Genomic DNA, 17,721 nt, shown 5'->3' on the forward strand with positions numbered 1-17,721 from the left:
CTTCGCATTGGGCGCGCGCGCTTCTCCGAGGAGCATCACGGCGCGAATGAATTCTTCCGCTTAATCGTCGGTTTCGCGATGGTCATGTTCATGCCGGGTCAATTCCATCGGCTCCACGAACCGTTCTCGCAGGTGATCGACGAAACGCGGCTCGGTACGGGCCATGTAGGCGATCAGGGCCTGCAAGATCCGTTCATGGGCCAGCACGCGCGGTTCGAGATCGGTCGGCTCCGAAGCCGGACATGCAAGAGCTTTCGCTTGTGTCTGGCCTGCTGCGCCCCCCCCAAAACGAGGTCGGTTTGCTTTGTCTCGTTCAGAGTTCGAGTTCCGCGAGACAGGCCTGCGCGATGTCGCGGTTCGGGGCATCGGTTCCAGGCATGGTCGACCAGCCCGCCGCCATGAGCGCGTCGCGCCTCTGGTAGGTTGAGGTTGCCCGGATCGTTGCAAGCTTGTCCGCCCGAGCCGGGTCTGACCGCGCCATGTCGAGGCAGACGGGCACCATGGAGGCGACAACATCGCCGCGGGACATCGCCATCGCCCTGTCATTCGCGGTGCTGCCGGTCACCCAGCCGCCCCACGAAAATCCGACGACGCCGACGAAGACAGCGCCGATCACGGCACCATAGATACCGGGTTTAAGCCATTCGGGAGTATTCATTTCAAGTCCTCCTGCGGGGAAAGCGCCGCATCGCTGTGATTGTTCGTTTTGATTGTGGCCGCATCCCGGCTCAGCGCCTCTTTCAGGTCTTTTTCAAAAATGACCCTCAACTCGGAACGTCCCGCATGACCGCCCCTACCGCGCACTGTCAGGTAGGTCGCCGTTCGTCGGTAAGCCTCGAAGCTCAGCCCCTGGAGAAGCTCCTCTTCGACGAGAACTTCATAGTCACCCGCAGGCAAATCGCCCGGGTAACCCGACAAGGTGAACGGGTTTGAAAACGTCACCGTCGATCTGCTCGACCGCATGGTCATCTTTGCTCTCCGCGATGTTGGCAGGTCCGTCGCTCATCACTGTCGACGGTCCCTTGGAGTGCGGGCCTGACCAGTCGAACGATTAATTCTCTTGTACCTCGTGATCGTTAGTCTGGCGCTGACACATGTTAGTCCCCGGCGCCGAAACAGCTGCGACCTTCCCGGGCGCAGTCGTCCGCACTGACCTGTGTAAGGGCGACGAGACCGACCTGCGCGTATCCTTTGGGAAACAGGGGCGATCTGCGTTCCTGCAATCAAGGAACGGAACGACGATGACCGCACCCAATGTCCTTAACCCGCACCCGCCCGAGTTTGATCGGTTTCTCCATGCGTCGGTCGGCGAGGATCGAAACGGATATGTCGTGACGGTCCTCTCCACGCTCGCGCGGCTCGGCTTCGATCCATGGAAAGAAACCGCTGAGCTGGTCGCGCTGGGGCGCGATGCTGCGCGATCACGGTTGGGAAAGCTGCTTGCTCGATTTCCGGATGTTCCCACGCTTGCAAGCGATCACGGCAAGGTCGCACATGAGCTTAGCCAGCTGCTTCCCGAAGGCCGGGCGTCAGGCAGCCCAAAGCGGGCTGCCTCGACGGTGGCCGTTGGTCGTCCGGGCAAAAACGGCGCGATCTGGGCTGCACTCGCGATCATCTTTGTGCTGTTTCAGATGTTCATGGTTGGCAGGCCGGGGTCAGGCGAATGACCGTTTCCACTCAGACATCGACGCCAATGGGTCATTCTGCGCACAAGACCGGGACGCTATCGCCGCGCGAACAGAGCGTTCTCTGGGACATGGAGGAACATTTCTGGACCAGTGGCGCGGACCACGCGCGGGCGACAACAGCAGACAACGCCGTGATGATTTTCCCTTATCCGCCCGGCATCCTCCAGGGTGACCAGATCTGGACCCATCTAAAGCAGAGCACCGGCTGGCGCTCCGTCGTCACGTCCGCATCACGCCGACCGATCCCGACAAGATGCTCCACGACCATCGCTTCGTCCCTTGACGCCGCCCAGAGTATGGCGGTCGCCAAGCGTGGGCTCGACGCCTGTGAAGTCGGGCTTTGGACCTGTCACGCTTTCGTGCCGCTCCACGTGCTCGTTTAAGCCACCTTTCGTTCGAAGGCGACAGGGCTTTTCCAGCCCAGTGCTGAATGGCGGCGGCGCGGATTGTAGAAGCCGTTGATGTATTCGAAGATCGCCATCTCGGCCTGCCGCCGTGTTTCCCATGAATGCCGCCAAATCAGTTCGGCCTTGATGGTTTTGAAGAACGTCTCGACTGCAGCGTTATCGTAGCAATTGCCTTTGCCACTCATGGACACTTTGAAGCCGTGCTGTCGCAAGATCTGTCGATAGTCGTGCGAACAATATTGCGATCCGCGATCCGTGTGATGGATGCAGCCCTTCGGCGGCCCCCGGAAGGCTATTGCCATGTTCAACGCACGGATCGCCAGGTCCCGCTTCATCCTGTTACTCACCGCCCAGCCGATCACGCGCCTTGAATGCAGATCCAGTATCACAGCGAGATACAACCAACCTTCACGCGTCCAGATATAGCTGATGTCCATTGCCCGGCAGGGTATTTCCGTAGGAAATGTCCCGAGAGGGGCCGCCCACTTCTGGTTTGGCCCATCAGCGTTGAAGTCCCGGTCCAACAGGTTCGGCGCGATGTTGAACTTATGATTGCTGTCTGTAGTCACCTTGTGTTTGCGCGTTCTGATGACCGATATGCCGTTCTGGCGCATCAAGCGACCCACGCGACGATGACCAATAACCAGTCCGATCTCTTTCAATTCCTCAGTCATGCGCGGCCTGCCATAACTGCCAAGGCTGAGACGGGATTGTTCTTTGATATGCGCCAGCGTGACCAGGTCGGACCGTTGTCTGCGGCTGGCAGGGCGACTGCGGAATGCCCGCAACCCACGTGAACTGACCCCCATGACACCGCACATCCGGCCGATAGAGAACGCAGATCGGTGTTCCTCAATGAACCTAAACCTCACGGCTTTTGGCTCGCGAAGAACACCGTGGCCTTTTTTAAGATTTCCCGCTCCTCCTTGAGAATGCGGTTCTCGCGCCGAAGCCGGTCATTCTCTTGGGCGAGGCCTAAATCCTCTTTCGTCACCACACCCGTGTCTCTGTATGCCGTGATCCATTTGTTCAGCGTCGACATGCCCACACCTAGGTCATCAGCTACCTGATTGCGCGTTAGCCCACTGGTCAGTGCTATCCGCACCGCATCCTGGCGAAATTCGTCCGTCCGTTTCAGTCCCATAGTTCATCTCCTTTGTTGCAGTAAATGCTATCAAAGGAGCGGCATCAAACCGCGACAGGTCCACTTCGACGACCTGCGGGAGGATTTATGGATATCTGTTGATTGGAAGCCGGAAGATATTCTTTGAGACGCTATTGTAGAACCCCTGCTGAGCCATCACATAGATGACATTGGCACTCCGGTATGGCGAGTGCCAGTGCACCTTCGAACATCGCCATGCTCCCTTGGACATCCGAAGAAGGAGCACTTAATTGACGTTCACTCCACTCCACGACCGGGTTCTCGTCCGCCGCATTGAAGGCGACGCGAAGACCTCAGGCGGGCTTATCATCCCCGACACCGCAAAAGAGAAGCCGCAGGAAGGCGAGATCGTCGCGACCGGCGCCGGCGCCATGGACGAGGATGGCGAACGCATCGCCATGGACGTCAAGGCGGGCGACCAGATCCTGTTCGGAAAATGGTCGGGAACCGAAATCAAGCTCGACGGCGAAACCCTCATGATCATGAAGGAGAGCGACATTCTCGGCGTCATGACCTGACCCCGACAGCGACGCCGTAATTTCATTCTCAGGAGCACCCAATCATGTCCGCCAAAGACGTCAGATTCAGTACCGATGCCCGCGACCGTATGCTGAAAGGCATCAACACGCTGGCCAATGCCGTGCGGGTCACCCTCGGCCCCAAGGGCCGAAACGTCATCATTGACAAATCCTGGGGTGCGCCGCGCATCACCAAGGACGGTGTGACCGTCGCCAAGGAAATCGAGCTGTCGGACCATTTCGAAAACATGGGCGCGCAGATGGTCAAGGAGGTCGCGCAGCGCACCAATGACGAAGCTGGCGACGGAACCACGACCGCCACCGTACTCGCCCACGCGATTGTCCGGGAGGGCATGAAGTCGGTCGCGGCCGGCATGAACCCGATGGATCTCAAGCGCGGGATCGACAAGGCCGTCGTTGCGGTTGTGACCGAGATCAAGACCATGTCCCGACCCGTCGGCGACAGCGACGAGATCGCGAAGGTCGGCGCCATTTCGGCGAACGGAGAAGTCTCGATCGGTCGTCAGATCGCAGATGCGATGGCCAAGGTCGGCAATGAAGGCGTGATCACCGTCGAGGAAAACAAGGGGTTGGAGACCGAAACCGAAGTGGTCGAGGGCATGCAGTTCGACCGCGGCTATCTGAGCCCCTATTTCATCACGAACGCTCAGAAGATGGTCGTCGAACTGGAAGACTGCGTTATCCTGCTACACGAGAAAAAACTGACCTCGCTGGCCCCGATGGTGCCCTTGCTCGAAGCTGTCATGCAAGCGGACAAGCAGCTCTTGGTTGTCGCCGAAGAAATCAATGGCGAAGCGCTCGCCATGCTCGTGGTGAACAAACTTCGCGGCGGCTTGAAGGTCGCGGCCGTCAAGGCACCTGGCTTTGGTGATCGTCGCAAGGCGATGCTGGAAGACCTTGCAATTCTTACGGGCGGCCAGGTCATTTCAGACGAACTCGGAATTAAGCTCGAGAACGTCACGTTGGACATGCTGGGTGTCGCCAAGAAGATCACCATCACAAAGGACGCAACGATAGTGATCGACGGAGCGGGCGACAAGGCGGCCATCGCTGCGCGCGTGTCTCAGATCCGCACGCAGATCGAAGACACCACGTCGGATTACGACAAGGAGAAGCTGCAGGAACGTCTTGCGAAACTCGCTGGCGGCGTCGCCGTCATCAAAGTGGGCGGGGCGACCGAAATCGAAGTCAAGGAGCGCAAGGACCGCGTGGATGACGCCTTGAACGCAACCCGCGCCGCCGTTCAGGAAGGTGTCGTGCCCGGTGGCGGCGTGGCCCTGATTCATGCCGGCAAGGTGCTGGCGACGCTGAAGGGTGAGAACACTGATCAGGACGCTGGCATCAAGATCGTCCGCCGCGCGATCCAGGCGCCGCTACGCCAGATCGCCGGCAACGCGGGTGTCGACGGATCGGTCGTCGTCGGAAAGGTAGTCGAGAACGAGAGCCCAAGCTTCGGTTTCGACGCGCAGGCCGAAGAGTACGGCGACATGTTGCAGGCCGGTGTCATCGATCCGACGAAAGTCGTCCGGATCGCACTCGAAAACGCCGCATCCATTGCCGGGCTATTGATCACGACCGAAGCGATGGTCGCGCAAAAGCCCGACAAGGCCGGTACCGGAACCGAAATGTCCGACATGGGAGGTATGGGCGGGATGATGTGAGCGCCCACGTCTATTGGGCAGGGCCCTTGGGGCGCCAAATCGCAATCTGACAAAGACCAAAGACGAGAACAGCATCAGAAACAGCAATCTGGATCAGGAGGATCTGACGTGTCAAAAGGTGACAAGAAGCGCGGGAATAAAGAAGCGAAGAAACCCAAAAAGGTGAAGGAAAAGGTCGTTGTGACAGCTGATTTTACCAAGGGTAAAACCTTGACCAATCTGGGCGAGCACAAGAAGAAATAGGTGTGGCCGAAGCCTATTTTGAGACTTGGTAGAAATGACGCCGTGTTCTCGTGCGTACGGGACACACTTGATGCGCCGCACCAAAGCTGCGGAGATTTCCCGCAAGACGGGCAACCTTCGCGCTGTGCAACTTCTGCTTGGCCATGCGAAGGTCGATAGCACCGTGCGTTATTTAGGTGTCGAGCTGGAAGATGCGTTAAGCATTGCTGAAAGAATCGACATTTGAACAAAGTTGGCGGATGCCAACTTTGTTCGCCAATCCAGAACGTGCCTTTGTGCCTGCCAACCTTGATCTCTTTTGGGGCATGGGTGGTCTCAGAAATGAAGCCAGAGTCATCAACGTTGTATTTTCGACGCTAAGTGACTATGTAAAGTATACGAAAGTTGCGGTTCTCTGCGGCATAGGCGTATCAGCCTGCCAGAGCGGACCACAACCCTTCATCATGAAAATTCAGCTGTCACGTCCTGTAGCAGGGATCTGATGTTTGGGAAGCTTGCCGATGTTATCGCGCACGACCACGTCAGTTGTGACATTTCTTCATCCGTTTGTGGTCGCGGGATACACCGATGAACTGGCCGCGCCGGACATCGAAGTGACACTGTTGGGCGATCAATCCATGCGCCCATCAGGGCGCGCCCAAGACAAGGTCACCCACTTGGTCTTGGTGTGAAAGACCTCGCTTGGTCCGGCCGACCTTAAACCACAAAGGAAACTGAAAATTGACGAAACTCACAAAAAACAATCTGTTCAAAGTGTATGACTCCAAACCGGAAACCGCGATGGAAAAGACGACGCGTGTCGTCAGACAAATGGTCGACGAAGAAACGGAACAACGACAAGCTAAAGTTACTCGGCTTCGCAATACCCGCCTTGAAAGAGAAGCGAACACGCCATCCGAAACCACAGCGAAAACAGCGCGCAAAACGCGACCTTCTAGAACCGTTTCAAAGTGATTATAGAGCTTCGACGGCATTGCTTTACGTTGAGCGCTCCGCTGGGCAACAGTCACTTCAATCAGGCTGAAATCGGCCAGAGCTTTTCCCGGATTTTCCAATCGCTCCCGCCGATAACAAGGATCCATCCATGACAAGCGATGAGCGACCCTCAGAAAAAATCCACTATATCTGCCAGACTTATGTTGAAACGAAGGCTGGGCGCAACGGGCAGACCGGGCTGAAGATTGCAAAGCAATTTGAATATTCCACAGCGTCGGAAGCACAGAACAGAGCCGAACGAGAGGCTCTATCCGAAAATTGTTCTGGTGCCGACGCCTACATGGTCACTGAAGATCCAGCCAGTGGAGAAGTTGGCGTCCCAAGCTTCCTTGTAAGGCTAGGCAATGTCCCCGAATTTGACGATTTCTAGAAGCCCGAAAATGACCGCGGCCTGCGCGGAGTCCATGTCCCTCAAACGCGACACTTCACCCGCGTCTGAGTCGTTGTAGCCGCCGGCAGCAAAAGCAGGGTTTGAATTTCGTGTCTCAGCAGGGGCTTTGAACGTTCTGTGTGGATGGCTCCTGCTTAGCAAGACATTTTTTGAGCTGATATGAGCGCCTGTCAGATGCAGCCGTGTGTCCGGCCTGTTTGCGCAGCGCATAGGGCTGCTGGCCCTGATGGTTTCCGCTGACCAGGGCGATTGCCCAATTCGCAAGGTCGACGCTCTTGACTTGGCACAAGCAGAGGCTTTTATGCCAAGCATGAATGACCTCTCAACACAGTCGCTGGATGACCTAACAATTGACGAGTCCTCGCGGCCCAAAGCGCCAAAGGTTCCGGCAGCAACAGACATGCACCGCCGCCAAGGTCGACAGCTGGCGGCCATCCACCGTCACTATCTGATGGAGATGGCCCAAATTGGAGCGGTGTTGGCGCGGATTGAAGCGGGAGAGGCTCCGCCCGAGAACCTGAGGCAGATCGTACTCTCACTCGATATGGCGGAGAATTTCCGGGCGTTCGGAAACCTTTGCGGGCGCGAATGCCAGGTGCTCAAATTCCACCACGACATTGAAGGTTCCGATATGTTCCCCCGGATCGAGGCGGCGGGTGGAGGGATGTTTCGAGAGGTCGTCGCCAAGCTGCTGTCAGAGCACGAGGTGATCCACGAGTTGATCATCCGCCTCGGTCGCGCTGCGGACGCGCTGATGGAAGATCCGGAAGAGGCGAACTTCGTTCATGCCGCCACCACGTACCGAAAACTTGAAGAGGTCGTACGCTCCCATTTTGGCTATGAGGAGACGGAACTGGCGGAGGTGATCGGCTATTACCTCGGATCGATCTGAAGCCGCATCCGGAACAGCTATGCATCGTCTGAAGAAAATGTAGTTGCGGGGCGCGTTCGTCCGCGCTGCCGCCGCTCAACGGTAAAATGCTGCATGCGGTATGAATGGCAGCAATGACGGGCCGCACCGCAGCGCCGGGTGCCAGCGGTGAAAGGCGGCAACGGGCCGATCATGCCCTTTACCTGGGCCGAACCACCCAGACTTTGTAGAGGTCGCTGCCTGCGCGTAGCCGTCGTTGCAGGAGCGGGGCGACTCGCAGTCCATTTGCGAGCGCGCCAATTTGGGTTGCCGCGCCTCTGGTCCGGAGCTGGAGCGAACCTGGAACGGCGCTGGGTCGGCAGGAAGGCGCAGGATTGGGCAGGCGGTGTCGGCGGAAAAATACTCAATCAAAAAGGGTGGCAGTAAAGCGCACACAAGGGATGACTGTTTTGGCGGCACGGCGCCGGAAATGCCGCCTTTGCCATCTTGGGCTGGAGGCGGGCGCATGCCGGGCCTAGCTCTTGTGTACGGCCCGCAGAAATGAAGGCGGGCCGCAAAAACACAGTAGAATGAATGGAGTGTTCAACATGACTAAGATTTCCCTGACAGCCGTTGCTTTCGCAGCTCTGATCGCAGCACCACTTGCAGCCCAGGTCGCTGTGGATGCTGACGGAAATGGCAGCTTCTCCCTTGAAGAACTTCAGGCCGCCTTTCCTGATCTTTCCGCCGAAGCCTTTGCGCAGATCGACACCAATGAAGATGGCTCCGCTGATCTCGTAGAGGTGCAGGCGGCCAAGGAAGCAGGTATTCTGCCGGCCGCAGGTTAACCCGCTGCGGGACTTTCACGTCCCTAACGGTTCACCACCCATGCGACCACCGCACTGGTAGATCCGAACCATCCAGGTGATCGCCCGTTGTGGTCCAGGAACAGTTCTGTCAGGCGCAAAGCAAAGCTCTGTGCCTGACAGGTTTAAGCAGCCTTCAGGGAGCCAAAACCGTCGGCTCGACGGATGGTGTCACAAGGGCGGTGTGAGGCATTTTGGGACCTGTGACAGGGTGGGCTGCGACCTCGAGATGGGTAGGCGGCAACCCTTGCAGATAGCGCCCGTAAGCCATGTCAAAACCCTGCTCCAGCCTCCGCGTGAAGCCCCTGGTGTCAAACAGGGGCGCAGAGCGACGATTGCGCTGCAGTTTGCTGCGCAGAGCGGCAAGCGCGTCCGGGTCATTGGCCAGCTCCAGAGCGCGGGCTTCGTATTCGGCGGCGGATTTGGCGATCATTTCCGGCAGCCCCACGGCGCTGACCAGGCTGGCGCCAACCCGCGAGGCAAACTGACGCCCCGGCAGCGTCAGGACCGGCAGCCCGGCCCAGAGTGCATCGCTGGCTGTTGTATGTGCGTTGACCACAAAAGTGTCGAGAAACAGATCCGCAGCCCGGTGCCGGGCCAGATGCTTTTCCTGGCTGACGCGGGGGGCAAAGATCAGACGGTCAGGATCCTGGCCGCGCTCTGCGGCTTCCCGGCGCAAATTCTCCTTGGAGCTGTCGCTGCACTCCAGCAGCCAAAGAACACTGCCCTCAACCTGGTCAAGCAGACGCATCCAGATGTCAAATTCCGTCGGCGTGATCTTGTAGCTGCTGTTGAAGGAGCAAAAAACAAACCCGGTGCTTGGCAAGCCACAGTCCTTGCGGGTGTACTGCTGGCCTGACAGCGGGCGTTTGTCGTCATTGACCTGATAGCTGTGCGGCAGGCGCATGAGATGTTCTTCGAAATAGCGCTCGCTGCCGGCAGGGCAGGTGACGTGATCCCCAATAAAGTAATCTATGGCGGTACTGCCCAGGGTTCCTGGAAAGCCAAGGTAGGACATGTGCAGTGGGGCCAGGCGATTGGCAAACAGGGTTGTCCGGTTGTTTCCGGTAAAGCCCTTCAGGTCGATGGCGATGTGCAGCCCATCTGCGACCACCTGCTTTGTGGCTTCGGCATCAGAAAGCTGGCTGATGTCCTTAAAGCTGGTGACGGCCTGGCTGACGCGGCGGCGCATGGCATCCTCGGGCGCCGGATCGTAGGAATAGGCTATGATGTTAAAACGATTTTGATCATGGGCTTCAAACAGTCCGGCCATCAGATGCATGGTGGCGTGATCATGATAATCGGACGAGAAATAGCCGATGCGCAGCCGGTCCGGGCGGTCTGTTCCCAACAGGTCATCAGGCAAAGGCTTTGCAGGCGTTACCTTGGGAAGAAGCGTGTTTGCATAGGCCTGGGTCCGCAAACGCAAAAGGTCTGGGTTGTCCTCAAACGTGAGACAGGCAAAGGCGGAGCAGGCCTTGCTTGTCAGCCCAAGCTGCCGGCGAACCTGTTGGTATTCCTCCACCCAAGTCCAGTCATTCAGATGTGCCTGGACGTGCAATTTATCGGCACGGACCCGATCGTCGCCAGGGCTGGCTTCAAGTATTTTCTCGAATCGCTTGATCGCCGCCTGTTTGTTCCCATCCAGAGATTGCAGCTGCGCCAGGTTATATTGGGCGCTGCTCAGCTCTGGGGCAAGTTCGGTGGCCTGCTCCAGCAGGGCCTTTGCCTGCTCCATGCGGCCATCCCTTAGCAATACTGTGCTGTAGTTGAACAGAATTACCGGGCTTTGGGGCGCCAGTTTGGCGGCTTTTTCCAACAGCGGCTCGGCCTCGGTCAGACGGCCCAGATCCGTCAGCGTGTTTGCCATATTGTTCAGGGCGCTCAGATCATTGTCATCCAGCGAAAGGGCCTTGCGGTAGAGCGCCAGGGCATTGTCTGTTTGCCCCTGTGCGCGGTGAACATCCCCCAGCGAGGAAAAGACAGACGGATCCTTCGGGTTCAGCTCGCAGGCCTTGTTCAGACAGGTTGCCGCTTCATCCAGATTTTTTGCCTTGAGATGACATTTGCCAAGGGTGCTCCAAAGAAAACCGGATCTCTTGTGGCTGCTGAGAAGAGCAGCGCAGGCGCTTGCCACCTTGGCGTAATCGCCGCGGTCAAAAGCAGTAGCCAGCTGTTGTTGCTGTTCCAGAGGAGGGTTGAGATCTTGCATTATCTTTTTTTGCAAGCTGGTAAACGCCGCTTGAGCGCGCGCATTTTTTGGAAACTTGGCGAGAATGTCACCATAGATCCTGGCGGCGTCCGCGTGTTTCTTTTTCCGTTCCAGTCGGTTTGCTTTGGTCATGGATACAGCGATATTCATGGAATCCTATCTCATAGTCACGCACAGAGCAGCCGGTCATCGTTCTGAGGACTTTTGGGCCGCGTTCTCTAACGCTATGCCAAGGGAATTAAGATTGAGTTTCGATAAACTGATCCGGCATCTGCGTCCGGTGCGGGATCATTTCTGGGCCGCGGAAAATGGTTTACTGGCGCAAGGGAATTGTTTTCCCGTCCCAGCCCGCCTAGGCTGGCCAAAACGATAGCAGGCAGACACGATGAGCGAGCAATCTCCAAACCCCTATGTGGGCTTGCCGGAAACGGCCTTCTGGAAGCGGGCGGTGGCGGCGCGAAATCCGCTTGAGATTTCGCAGCTGTGGCGTCCCAAATTCCCGGTGGCGCGCAAGCATAAGGTGATCACGGCGGGATCCTGTTTTGCGCAGCACTTCAGTCGTGCGCTGGTTGCGCGCGGCTATGGCTGGCAGGATGCAGAACCGGCGCCAAACCTGCTGAGCGAAGATCAGGCCCGTGCCTATAACTACGGGATCTTTTCGTTTCGCACCGGCAATATCTACACCGCGCGCATGTTGCGGCAATGGCTGGGCTATGCCTTTGAAGGCGAAGAGCCCCCGGTGGAGTGCTGGCAGACGGAAGGGCGGTTTTATGATCCGCTGCGCCCGGGGATTGAGCCAGATGGCTTTGTTGATATGGCCGAGCTGCAGGCCTCCCGCAGTGCAACGCTGGCAGCGATTCGCACGGCGGTCACCGAGGCGGATGTTTTTGTCTTTACCATGGGGCTGACGGAATGCTGGCGCGACCGGGAAAGCGGTCTGGAATATGCCATGTGTCCCGGCACCCTGGCCGGCCGCTTTGATCCTGACCAGCATGAATTTGTGAACCAGAGCTTCATCGGTATTCGGCGCGATATGCGGGCGGCTTTGAAAATCCTGCGCCAGGCCAATCCCAAACTGAAGGTGCTGCTGACCGTCTCGCCGGTGCCGCTGACCGCAACCGCCTCGGGGGAGCATGTGCTGACGGCGACATCACATTCCAAATCGGTTCTGCGGGCCGTAGCGGGTGAGCTGGCGGCAGAGTTCAGCCATGTCGATTATTTCCCGTCCTATGAGATCATAGCCCACCCTGCCTATCGGGGCATGTTTTACGCGCCCAATCAGCGCAGCGTGGTGGCGCAGGGGGTCAACCATGTGATGGAGAGCTTCTTTGCCTGCCAGAGTGAGGCCTTCCCCTGGCTGGCGCGCAAATCCAAACGTGGCGGGCAGCAGCCGGGCGACAGCAAGACCGCAGCTGCCAATGCCCGGGCGGTCAAATGTGACGAGGAGTTCCTGGATGCCTTTGGATAAGCCAAGCGCGGGCAAGACACCCAGCAAAAGCAGCAAGACCACCAAAGCCACACCCGCGCGGGGCCTGCGGTTCTGTGTCTTTGGCGACAGCCATATTGCCTGTGTCAAACATGCTTTGGATGAGGGGCTGCTGGATCTGAAGGGGATCGAGCTGGAGTTCTGGGGTGCACCGGGGCCGCAGTTTCGCGATCTGCACCTGGAAGAGGGGCGCCTGGTCGGGACCAGCGCGGCAGCCCGCGACAGTCTGGCAAGGATCAACCCGGCACGCAGCGCGGCGCTGGACCCGCAGGACTTTGACGGCTTTTTGTTTATTGGCTGCCGACTGCGCAGCTCTGAATTTCTGGTGCCATTGCTGGCCAGCCAGCCTGGATCTTTGGGCTATCTGAGCCAAGCAGTGCGTGATCTGATGCTGCCACGTTGGCTGGAAGGCTGCCGCTGGTACCGCGCGGCGCGCGAATTTGCCAAGCAGCGCCCGGTGTTCTTTTCCCCGGCAGGGTTTCTCAACGATGGGATTGTCAGCGAAGATGAGGTGGCCCGGACAGTCAACATCGAGGCGACACAGGCCGAGCGGGATGTGATCTGGGACCAGATTGCCAAAGCGATGGAAGAGGACAAGATCCAGCTGATCCGCCAACCCGAAGACACGGTGACCCGTGGTGGGTTGACCCGGGCCGCGTTTGCAACCAGCCTTGGTGATCAGGGGGATGACAGCGTACATAAGAACGGTGCCTATGGGGCATTGATCCTGAATCAGGCGCTGGGCGCGTTGCGCGCGATGCAGAAATAACCCTAGGGCTTGAATTCGGGCTCTGTTGGCGTTAAATGCCGCAGACCCTGCTAGCAGAGAGACACAAGGCACATGGCCACACTCAATCCCGTTCAGTTCATCCAGCAAGTCCGTGCCGAGGTGAGCAAGGTCGTTTGGCCTACCCGTCGCGAAGTTCTGCTGACCACAGTCATGGTCTTTATCATGGCGGCTTTGACGGCCGTGTTTTTTGCCCTGGTTGATGTTGTGATCCGCTTTGGCCTGCAAAACCTGCTTGGCATGTTTGGCTAAGCGTTCAAAACTGTGCCAGTTGGGGCGGCCTGAAATGGCGGTCTGTGACCTGTCCCAAATCTCTGGCCAGACCTGCGGGCACCGCGTCCGCACAAAACCGGACCCGGCTCTTGATCTTGCCCCCGTTGGCGGGTAGTTGAGCCAGAACCTCTGACGTGGGCGTGCGGCGAATCGTGTTGCGCGCCGATTTTTGTTAAAACGCTTGATGTGTTTGACGGGATCACGGCAGAAATCATTTTTACTGACGGCGTTGATTTTCTTTCGCGCGGCAAAACTAAGGACGGTCAAGTTCATGGCGAAACGGTGGTATTCGGTCAGCGTTCTTTCGAACTTCGAAAAGAAAATCGCAGAGCAGATTCGCACCTCGGTTGCCGAACAGGGGCTTGAGGATGATATCGACGAGGTCCTGGTTCCCACCGAAGAGGTGATCGAGATCCGTCGCGGCAAAAAAGTCTCGACCGAGCGTCGCTTTATGCCCGGCTATGTGCTGGTGCATATGGAAATGTCCGACCGGGGCTATCACCTGATTTCCTCGATCAACCGGGTTACCGGCTTCCTCGGCCCGCAGGGGCGTCCGATGCCAATGCGCGACGCCGAAGTCCAGGGCATCCTGGGTCGCGTCGAAGAAGGTGTTGAGGCACCCCGCACCCTGATCTCCTTTGAGATCGGTGACCGGGTCAAGGTCAACGACGGTCCGTTTGAAGACTTCGACGGCATGGTCGAAGGCGTTGATGACGAGGCGCAAAAACTCAAGGTTTCGGTCTCCATCTTTGGCCGCGAAACCCCGGTCGAGCTGGACTACACCCAGGTCACCAAACAGAGCTGATCGCTCTCATTTTTCGAATTCAAGAAAGCGCCGCGAAGCCCCAAGCCTCGCGGCGTTTTTTTGTTTGTGGGAACGGCAGCTGAGCGGGACATTGCGGACCTCAGATAATCCCGTGCTGCTTCAGCAGTTCCTGTTCATCGCCAGACACCCAGCCAAAGACTTTCGCGGTGCCGTTCAAGACTTGAACGAGATAGTGGACATCGAAGTCGATGTCCGTCTCGGGCAAATCGTCTCGGGAATAGGTTGCGGTCCAGGAGACGTGGGCCACGCAATGAAGATCGTCTATTGGAGACAGCCGAATATCGCGTTTTCGCATCTGCCGAGTGCCGATTTCTCTATAGTTCTGATAACCTTGAACCATCGCCTGAATGAGTGTTTCGTCATTTTTCCCTGCCATAACACCGGCAGGAGTAGCCGCGATAAATTCAGAAGCGTAGAGTTCTGAGACCTCTTCCTTGTCGAAGTCGTCAGCCAGAGAACGCTTGAAGAATTCCTCGTATCGTTCGAACAGCTTATGCACTTCTTGTTCCACAGACTTGGTCCTCAACGGCAGAATGGTCCGGTGAACATCGCACCGATCGCGCCATCGAACAACGACTTCAAAGGGCTCAGAGCGGGCATTGGCTTTCGTCAGTCGCCCCACTTGCCAGCGGACCCATTCCCCTGTAAGTGCCCCCAATCGTCTTTGGGCGAGATTCTCTCGTGGGAGATTCGGAGATCGCGATCTTCGGTCGGACCACGCAACACCAAACCGGATGGGACGCGTCTCATTCTCCGTTGAAAGGACAACCACATGGCTAAGAAGCTTGTTGGTTCGATGAAACTGCAGGTTGCTGCAGGTCAGGCAAACCCATCTCCACCCGTTGGCCCCGCATTGGGTCAGCGCGGCATCAACATCATGGAATTCTGCAAGGCGTTCAACGCCAAGACCGCAGACATGGAGCCAGGTGCGCCTTGCCCAACCGTGATCACCTATTATCAGGACAAGTCCTTCACCATGGAAATCAAGACGCCACCTGCGTCTTATTACCTGAAGAAGGCTGCCAAAGTTAAATCCGGCGCCAAGACACCTTCGCGTGAAACCGTTGGGACCGTAACCGCTGCTCAGGTGAAAGAAATCGCCGAAGCAAAGATGAAAGATCTGAACGCCAACGATATCGAAGCGGCGATGAAGATCATTCTGGGTTCTGCCCGCTCTATGGGCATCGAGGTGAAGTAAGATGGCAAAGTTCGGAAAACGTACACGCGCCGCGCGCGAAGCAGTCGCTGGCAAAGCCAACCTCACCGTTGCTGAAGCCGTTGCTCTGGTCAAAGCCAATGCAACCTCGAAGTTCGACGAAACCGTTGAGATTGCTCTGAACCTCGGCGTTGACACCCGTCACGCCGACCAGATGGTTCGTGGCGTTGTTGGTCTGCCAAACGGCACCGGCAAAACCATGCGCGTTGCGGTCTTTGCACGTGGCCCCAAGGCAGACGAAGCCAAGGCCGCCGGTGCAGATGTGATCGGCGCAGAAGACCTGATGGAAAGCATCCAGGCCGGTAACCTCGATTTTGATCGTTGCATTGCCACTCCTGACATGATGCCTATCGTTGGTCGTCTGGGTAAGATCCTTGGCCCACGTAACCTGATGCCAAACCCCAAGGTTGGCACCGTGACCATGGACGTCAAGGCAGCTGTTGAAGCGGCCAAAGGCGGCGAAGTTCAGTTCAAAGCTGAAAAAGGTGGCGTTGTACACGCAGGTGTTGGCAAAGCCTCCTTTGACGCGGACAAGCTGGTTGAAAACGTCTCTGCCTTTATCGATGCGGTTGCCAAGGCGCGCCCATCGGGTGCCAAGGGTACCTACATGAAGAAGATCGTTCTGGCCTCGACAATGGGCCCAGGCGTGAGCCTGGACGTGGATGCTGCTGTCTCTGAGTGAGACTGCACATCGGTTGATGTGATTTGAGAATGGGCGGCGTCGCAAGACCCGCCCATTTTTTATCGGGCGCCTCCAAATCCCTGTGGTCTTCCCTGTCATCGGTGGCGGCATGAGGGGGCACTGGCTTTGCGGCTGTCAGGCGCTTGTTGCGGTTTGGGCGATTTACCACTTGGAAATCCCTGGAATTGGCAGTAATACGACCAAGAGGTAAAGCGTGCGATTCGTCGTGCGCTTTATTTCATTTCGTCCAAGATGGTGGGTGACCTGTCGATCGGGTCTTAATTTCCCTCCTGAGACGGGAAAGACAAAAAAGATCGAGGGTTCTTTATACCTTCGGGCGACGTTGGCTATCCCTGTAAAACGGACTTGAACGTCAGGCATTTATGCCTGGCACATCAATGAGCCGGGGTGTTTACACCCCAAATTTGGAGAGAACTGTGGATAGAGCCCAGAAAGAGAAATTGGTCGAGGAACTCGGCCAGATCTTCGAAAGCTCTGGCGTCGTGGTGGTTTCCCACTACGTCGGTCTTACAGTTGCTGAGATGCAGGACCTACGAGCGCGCGCAAGCGAAGCTGGTAGTGCCGTGCGTGTTGCCAAAAACAGGCTCGCCAAAATCGCCCTCGAGGGAAAGTCGTGTGAAAGCATTTCTAACCTGCTGACGGGGATGACCGTTCTAACCTACTCTGAGGACCCTGTGGCAGCTGCCAGAGTGGCCGAAGATTTTGCCAAAGAGAACAAGAAGTTCGAAATTCTTGGCGGCGCAATGGGTGAGAACGTTTTGGACCGGGCTGGTGTTACAGCTGTGTCGAAAATGCCTTCGCGCGACGAGCTTATTGCTCAGATCGCAAGCTGCATCGGCGCACCTGCAAGCAACATCGCTGGGGCCATTGGCGCACCTGCAAGCAATATCGCAAGCATTCTTTCGACCATCGAAGAGAAGGCGGAAGCTGCGTAAGCGGTTAGCACTGAATGACTGGCGTGGGGAAATATCCCATGCGTTGGAACACATACACTGAACACGGAAAGAGCTGATACAATGGCTGATCTGAAAGCACTCGCAGAAAGCATCGTGGGTCTGACCCTGCTGGAAGCACAAGAACTGAAAACCATCCTCAAAGACGAGTATGGCATCGAGCCCGCCGCTGGCGGCGCAGTAGTAATGGCAGCCGGCGACGCCGGTGGCGCTGCTGAAGAAGAAAAAACCGAATTTGACGTCGTTCTGAAAAACGCCGGCGCGTCAAAGATCAACGTGATCAAAGAAGTTCGCGGCATCACCGGTCTTGGCCTGAAAGAAGCCAAAGAGCTGGTCGAAGCTGGCGGCAAGATCAAAGAAGGCGTGTCGAAAGACGAAGCCGAAGAAGTCAAAGGCAAGCTGGAAGCAGCTGGCGCCGAAGTCGAAGTGGCCTAAGCCATTTTGTCAGGGGATTTGGTC

At 57.3% G+C, this 17,721-nt stretch carries 24 protein-coding genes and 2 pseudogenes; 19 read left to right on the forward strand and 7 right to left on the reverse strand.

What is annotated here, in order from left to right; genetic code table 11:
- Positions 1-60: 60 nt before the first annotated feature.
- From ARCT_RS28775 to ARCT_RS0104320, 3 genes are all read right to left on the reverse strand, one after another.
- Entirely contained in the window at positions 61-186 is a 126-nt protein-coding gene (locus tag ARCT_RS28775; protein WP_276202236.1) for a hypothetical protein, read from the reverse strand.
- 127 nt (positions 187-313) lie between these two features.
- Positions 314-658, reverse strand: a complete 345-nt coding sequence (locus ARCT_RS0104315) for a hypothetical protein (RefSeq protein ID WP_027238965.1) — start codon at positions 656-658, stop codon at positions 314-316.
- Positions 655-969 (reverse strand): hypothetical protein, encoded by a 315-nt coding sequence (locus ARCT_RS0104320; protein WP_036784383.1) that lies wholly within the window; start codon positions 967-969, stop codon positions 655-657. Before ARCT_RS0104320 ends, ARCT_RS0104315 begins: the two co-directional genes overlap by 4 nt.
- Before the next feature lie 272 nt (positions 970-1,241).
- On the opposite strand from ARCT_RS0104320, the gene ARCT_RS0104325 reads away from it, so the two are divergent.
- Positions 1,242-1,667, forward strand: a complete 426-nt coding sequence (locus ARCT_RS0104325) for a hypothetical protein (protein ID WP_027238967.1) — start codon at positions 1,242-1,244, stop codon at positions 1,665-1,667.
- Between the two features lie 244 nt (positions 1,668-1,911).
- Here ARCT_RS0104325 and ARCT_RS28595 read toward each other — a convergent pair.
- Positions 1,912-2,013 (reverse strand): annotated as a pseudogene (locus ARCT_RS28595) (Crp/Fnr family transcriptional regulator); the annotation flags it as partial.
- Positions 2,014-2,067: 54 nt separating this feature from the next.
- Positions 2,068-3,239, reverse strand: a protein-coding gene (locus tag ARCT_RS0104335) for an IS3 family transposase (RefSeq protein WP_154665302.1) whose coding sequence is annotated in 2 segments (ribosomal slippage) — positions 2,068-3,008 and positions 3,008-3,239 — 1,173 coding nt in all. Because the reading frame shifts where the segments join, the coding sequence is not laid out codon by codon here.
- Between the two features lie 251 nt (positions 3,240-3,490).
- On the opposite strand from ARCT_RS0104335, the gene ARCT_RS0104345 reads away from it, so the two are divergent.
- The 10 genes and pseudogenes from ARCT_RS0104345 to ARCT_RS0104380 all read left to right on the forward strand — a co-directional run bounded on the left by ARCT_RS0104345 (position 3,491) and on the right by ARCT_RS0104380 (position 8,788).
- Positions 3,491-3,778: a co-chaperone GroES gene (locus ARCT_RS0104345; RefSeq protein ID WP_027238970.1), complete on the forward strand. Its 288-nt coding sequence runs from the start codon at positions 3,491-3,493 to the stop codon at positions 3,776-3,778.
- Between the two features lie 44 nt (positions 3,779-3,822).
- Positions 3,823-5,460 carry a chaperonin GroEL gene (gene groL / locus ARCT_RS0104350; RefSeq protein ID WP_027238971.1) on the forward strand — a complete coding sequence of 546 codons (1,638 nt, stop codon included), beginning with the start codon at positions 3,823-3,825 and terminating at the stop codon, positions 5,458-5,460.
- 108 nt (positions 5,461-5,568) lie between these two features.
- Positions 5,569-5,703 (forward strand): hypothetical protein, encoded by a 135-nt coding sequence (locus tag ARCT_RS28780; RefSeq protein ID WP_276202237.1) that lies wholly within the window; start codon positions 5,569-5,571, stop codon positions 5,701-5,703.
- Between the two features lie 55 nt (positions 5,704-5,758).
- A pseudogene (locus ARCT_RS0104360) lies at positions 5,759-5,929 on the forward strand (integrase); the annotation flags it as partial.
- Positions 5,930-5,942: 13 nt separating this feature from the next.
- Positions 5,943-6,185 carry a hypothetical protein gene (locus ARCT_RS27845; protein WP_161631290.1) on the forward strand — a complete coding sequence of 81 codons (243 nt, stop codon included), beginning with the start codon at positions 5,943-5,945 and terminating at the stop codon, positions 6,183-6,185.
- 18 nt (positions 6,186-6,203) lie between these two features.
- A complete protein-coding gene (locus ARCT_RS27850) occupies positions 6,204-6,374 on the forward strand; it encodes a hypothetical protein (RefSeq protein WP_154665304.1) in 171 nt (56 codons plus the stop codon).
- A 49-nt stretch (positions 6,375-6,423) separates the two neighbouring features.
- Complete coding sequence (locus tag ARCT_RS27855) at positions 6,424-6,657, forward strand: hypothetical protein (protein ID WP_154665305.1); 234 nt, start codon at positions 6,424-6,426, stop codon at positions 6,655-6,657.
- 130 nt (positions 6,658-6,787) lie between these two features.
- Positions 6,788-7,069: a hypothetical protein gene (locus ARCT_RS0104370; protein WP_027238973.1), complete on the forward strand. Its 282-nt coding sequence runs from the start codon at positions 6,788-6,790 to the stop codon at positions 7,067-7,069.
- 205 nt (positions 7,070-7,274) lie between these two features.
- The gene (locus ARCT_RS0104375; RefSeq protein WP_027238974.1) at positions 7,275-7,982 is read left to right on the forward strand and encodes a hemerythrin domain-containing protein; all 708 of its coding nucleotides are present in this window, start codon (positions 7,275-7,277) and stop codon (positions 7,980-7,982) included.
- Between the two features lie 566 nt (positions 7,983-8,548).
- The gene (locus tag ARCT_RS0104380; protein ID WP_027238975.1) at positions 8,549-8,788 is read left to right on the forward strand and encodes an EF-hand domain-containing protein; all 240 of its coding nucleotides are present in this window, start codon (positions 8,549-8,551) and stop codon (positions 8,786-8,788) included.
- A gap of 154 nt (positions 8,789-8,942) precedes the next feature.
- On the opposite strand, the gene ARCT_RS0104385 is transcribed toward ARCT_RS0104380, so the two are convergent.
- A complete protein-coding gene (locus ARCT_RS0104385; protein WP_240476244.1) occupies positions 8,943-11,018 on the reverse strand; it encodes a tetratricopeptide repeat protein in 2,076 nt (691 codons plus the stop codon).
- 385 nt (positions 11,019-11,403) lie between these two features.
- On the opposite strand from ARCT_RS0104385, the gene ARCT_RS0104390 reads away from it, so the two are divergent.
- From ARCT_RS0104390 to nusG, 4 genes are all read left to right on the forward strand, one after another.
- Positions 11,404-12,486: a GSCFA domain-containing protein gene (locus ARCT_RS0104390; RefSeq protein ID WP_027238977.1), complete on the forward strand. Its 1,083-nt coding sequence runs from the start codon at positions 11,404-11,406 to the stop codon at positions 12,484-12,486.
- Positions 12,473-13,273 (forward strand): hypothetical protein, encoded by an 801-nt coding sequence (locus ARCT_RS0104395; RefSeq protein ID WP_027238978.1) that lies wholly within the window; start codon positions 12,473-12,475, stop codon positions 13,271-13,273. The genes ARCT_RS0104390 and ARCT_RS0104395 overlap by 14 nt, the downstream gene beginning before the upstream one ends.
- A 72-nt stretch (positions 13,274-13,345) precedes the next feature.
- Complete coding sequence (gene secE / locus ARCT_RS0104400; RefSeq protein WP_027238979.1) at positions 13,346-13,543, forward strand: preprotein translocase subunit SecE; 198 nt, start codon at positions 13,346-13,348, stop codon at positions 13,541-13,543.
- Between the two features lie 292 nt (positions 13,544-13,835).
- On the forward strand, positions 13,836-14,369 hold the full coding sequence (gene nusG / locus ARCT_RS0104405; RefSeq protein ID WP_027238980.1) for a transcription termination/antitermination protein NusG: 534 nt from the start codon (positions 13,836-13,838) through the stop codon (positions 14,367-14,369).
- A gap of 100 nt (positions 14,370-14,469) precedes the next feature.
- On the opposite strand, the gene ARCT_RS0104410 is transcribed toward nusG, so the two are convergent.
- Entirely contained in the window at positions 14,470-14,901 is a 432-nt protein-coding gene (locus ARCT_RS0104410; RefSeq protein WP_027238981.1) for a hypothetical protein, read from the reverse strand.
- Positions 14,902-15,162: 261 nt separating this feature from the next.
- On the opposite strand from ARCT_RS0104410, the gene rplK reads away from it, so the two are divergent.
- From rplK to rplL, 4 genes are all read left to right on the forward strand, one after another.
- A complete protein-coding gene (gene rplK, locus ARCT_RS0104415) occupies positions 15,163-15,588 on the forward strand; it encodes a 50S ribosomal protein L11 (RefSeq protein WP_027238982.1) in 426 nt (141 codons plus the stop codon).
- 1 nt (position 15,589) lies between these two features.
- Positions 15,590-16,288: a 50S ribosomal protein L1 gene (gene rplA / locus ARCT_RS0104420; RefSeq protein WP_027238983.1), complete on the forward strand. Its 699-nt coding sequence runs from the start codon at positions 15,590-15,592 to the stop codon at positions 16,286-16,288.
- Positions 16,289-16,725: 437 nt separating this feature from the next.
- Complete coding sequence (gene rplJ, locus ARCT_RS0104425; RefSeq protein ID WP_027238984.1) at positions 16,726-17,244, forward strand: 50S ribosomal protein L10; 519 nt, start codon at positions 16,726-16,728, stop codon at positions 17,242-17,244.
- A gap of 81 nt (positions 17,245-17,325) precedes the next feature.
- Complete coding sequence (rplL, locus tag ARCT_RS0104430; RefSeq protein WP_027238985.1) at positions 17,326-17,697, forward strand: 50S ribosomal protein L7/L12; 372 nt, start codon at positions 17,326-17,328, stop codon at positions 17,695-17,697.
- The last annotated feature ends 24 nt before the right edge of the window (positions 17,698-17,721 follow it).

Origin of the sequence: Pseudophaeobacter arcticus DSM 23566, assembly GCF_000473205.1 — a bacterium.
GTDB lineage: Bacteria > Pseudomonadota > Alphaproteobacteria > Rhodobacterales > Rhodobacteraceae > Pseudophaeobacter > Pseudophaeobacter arcticus.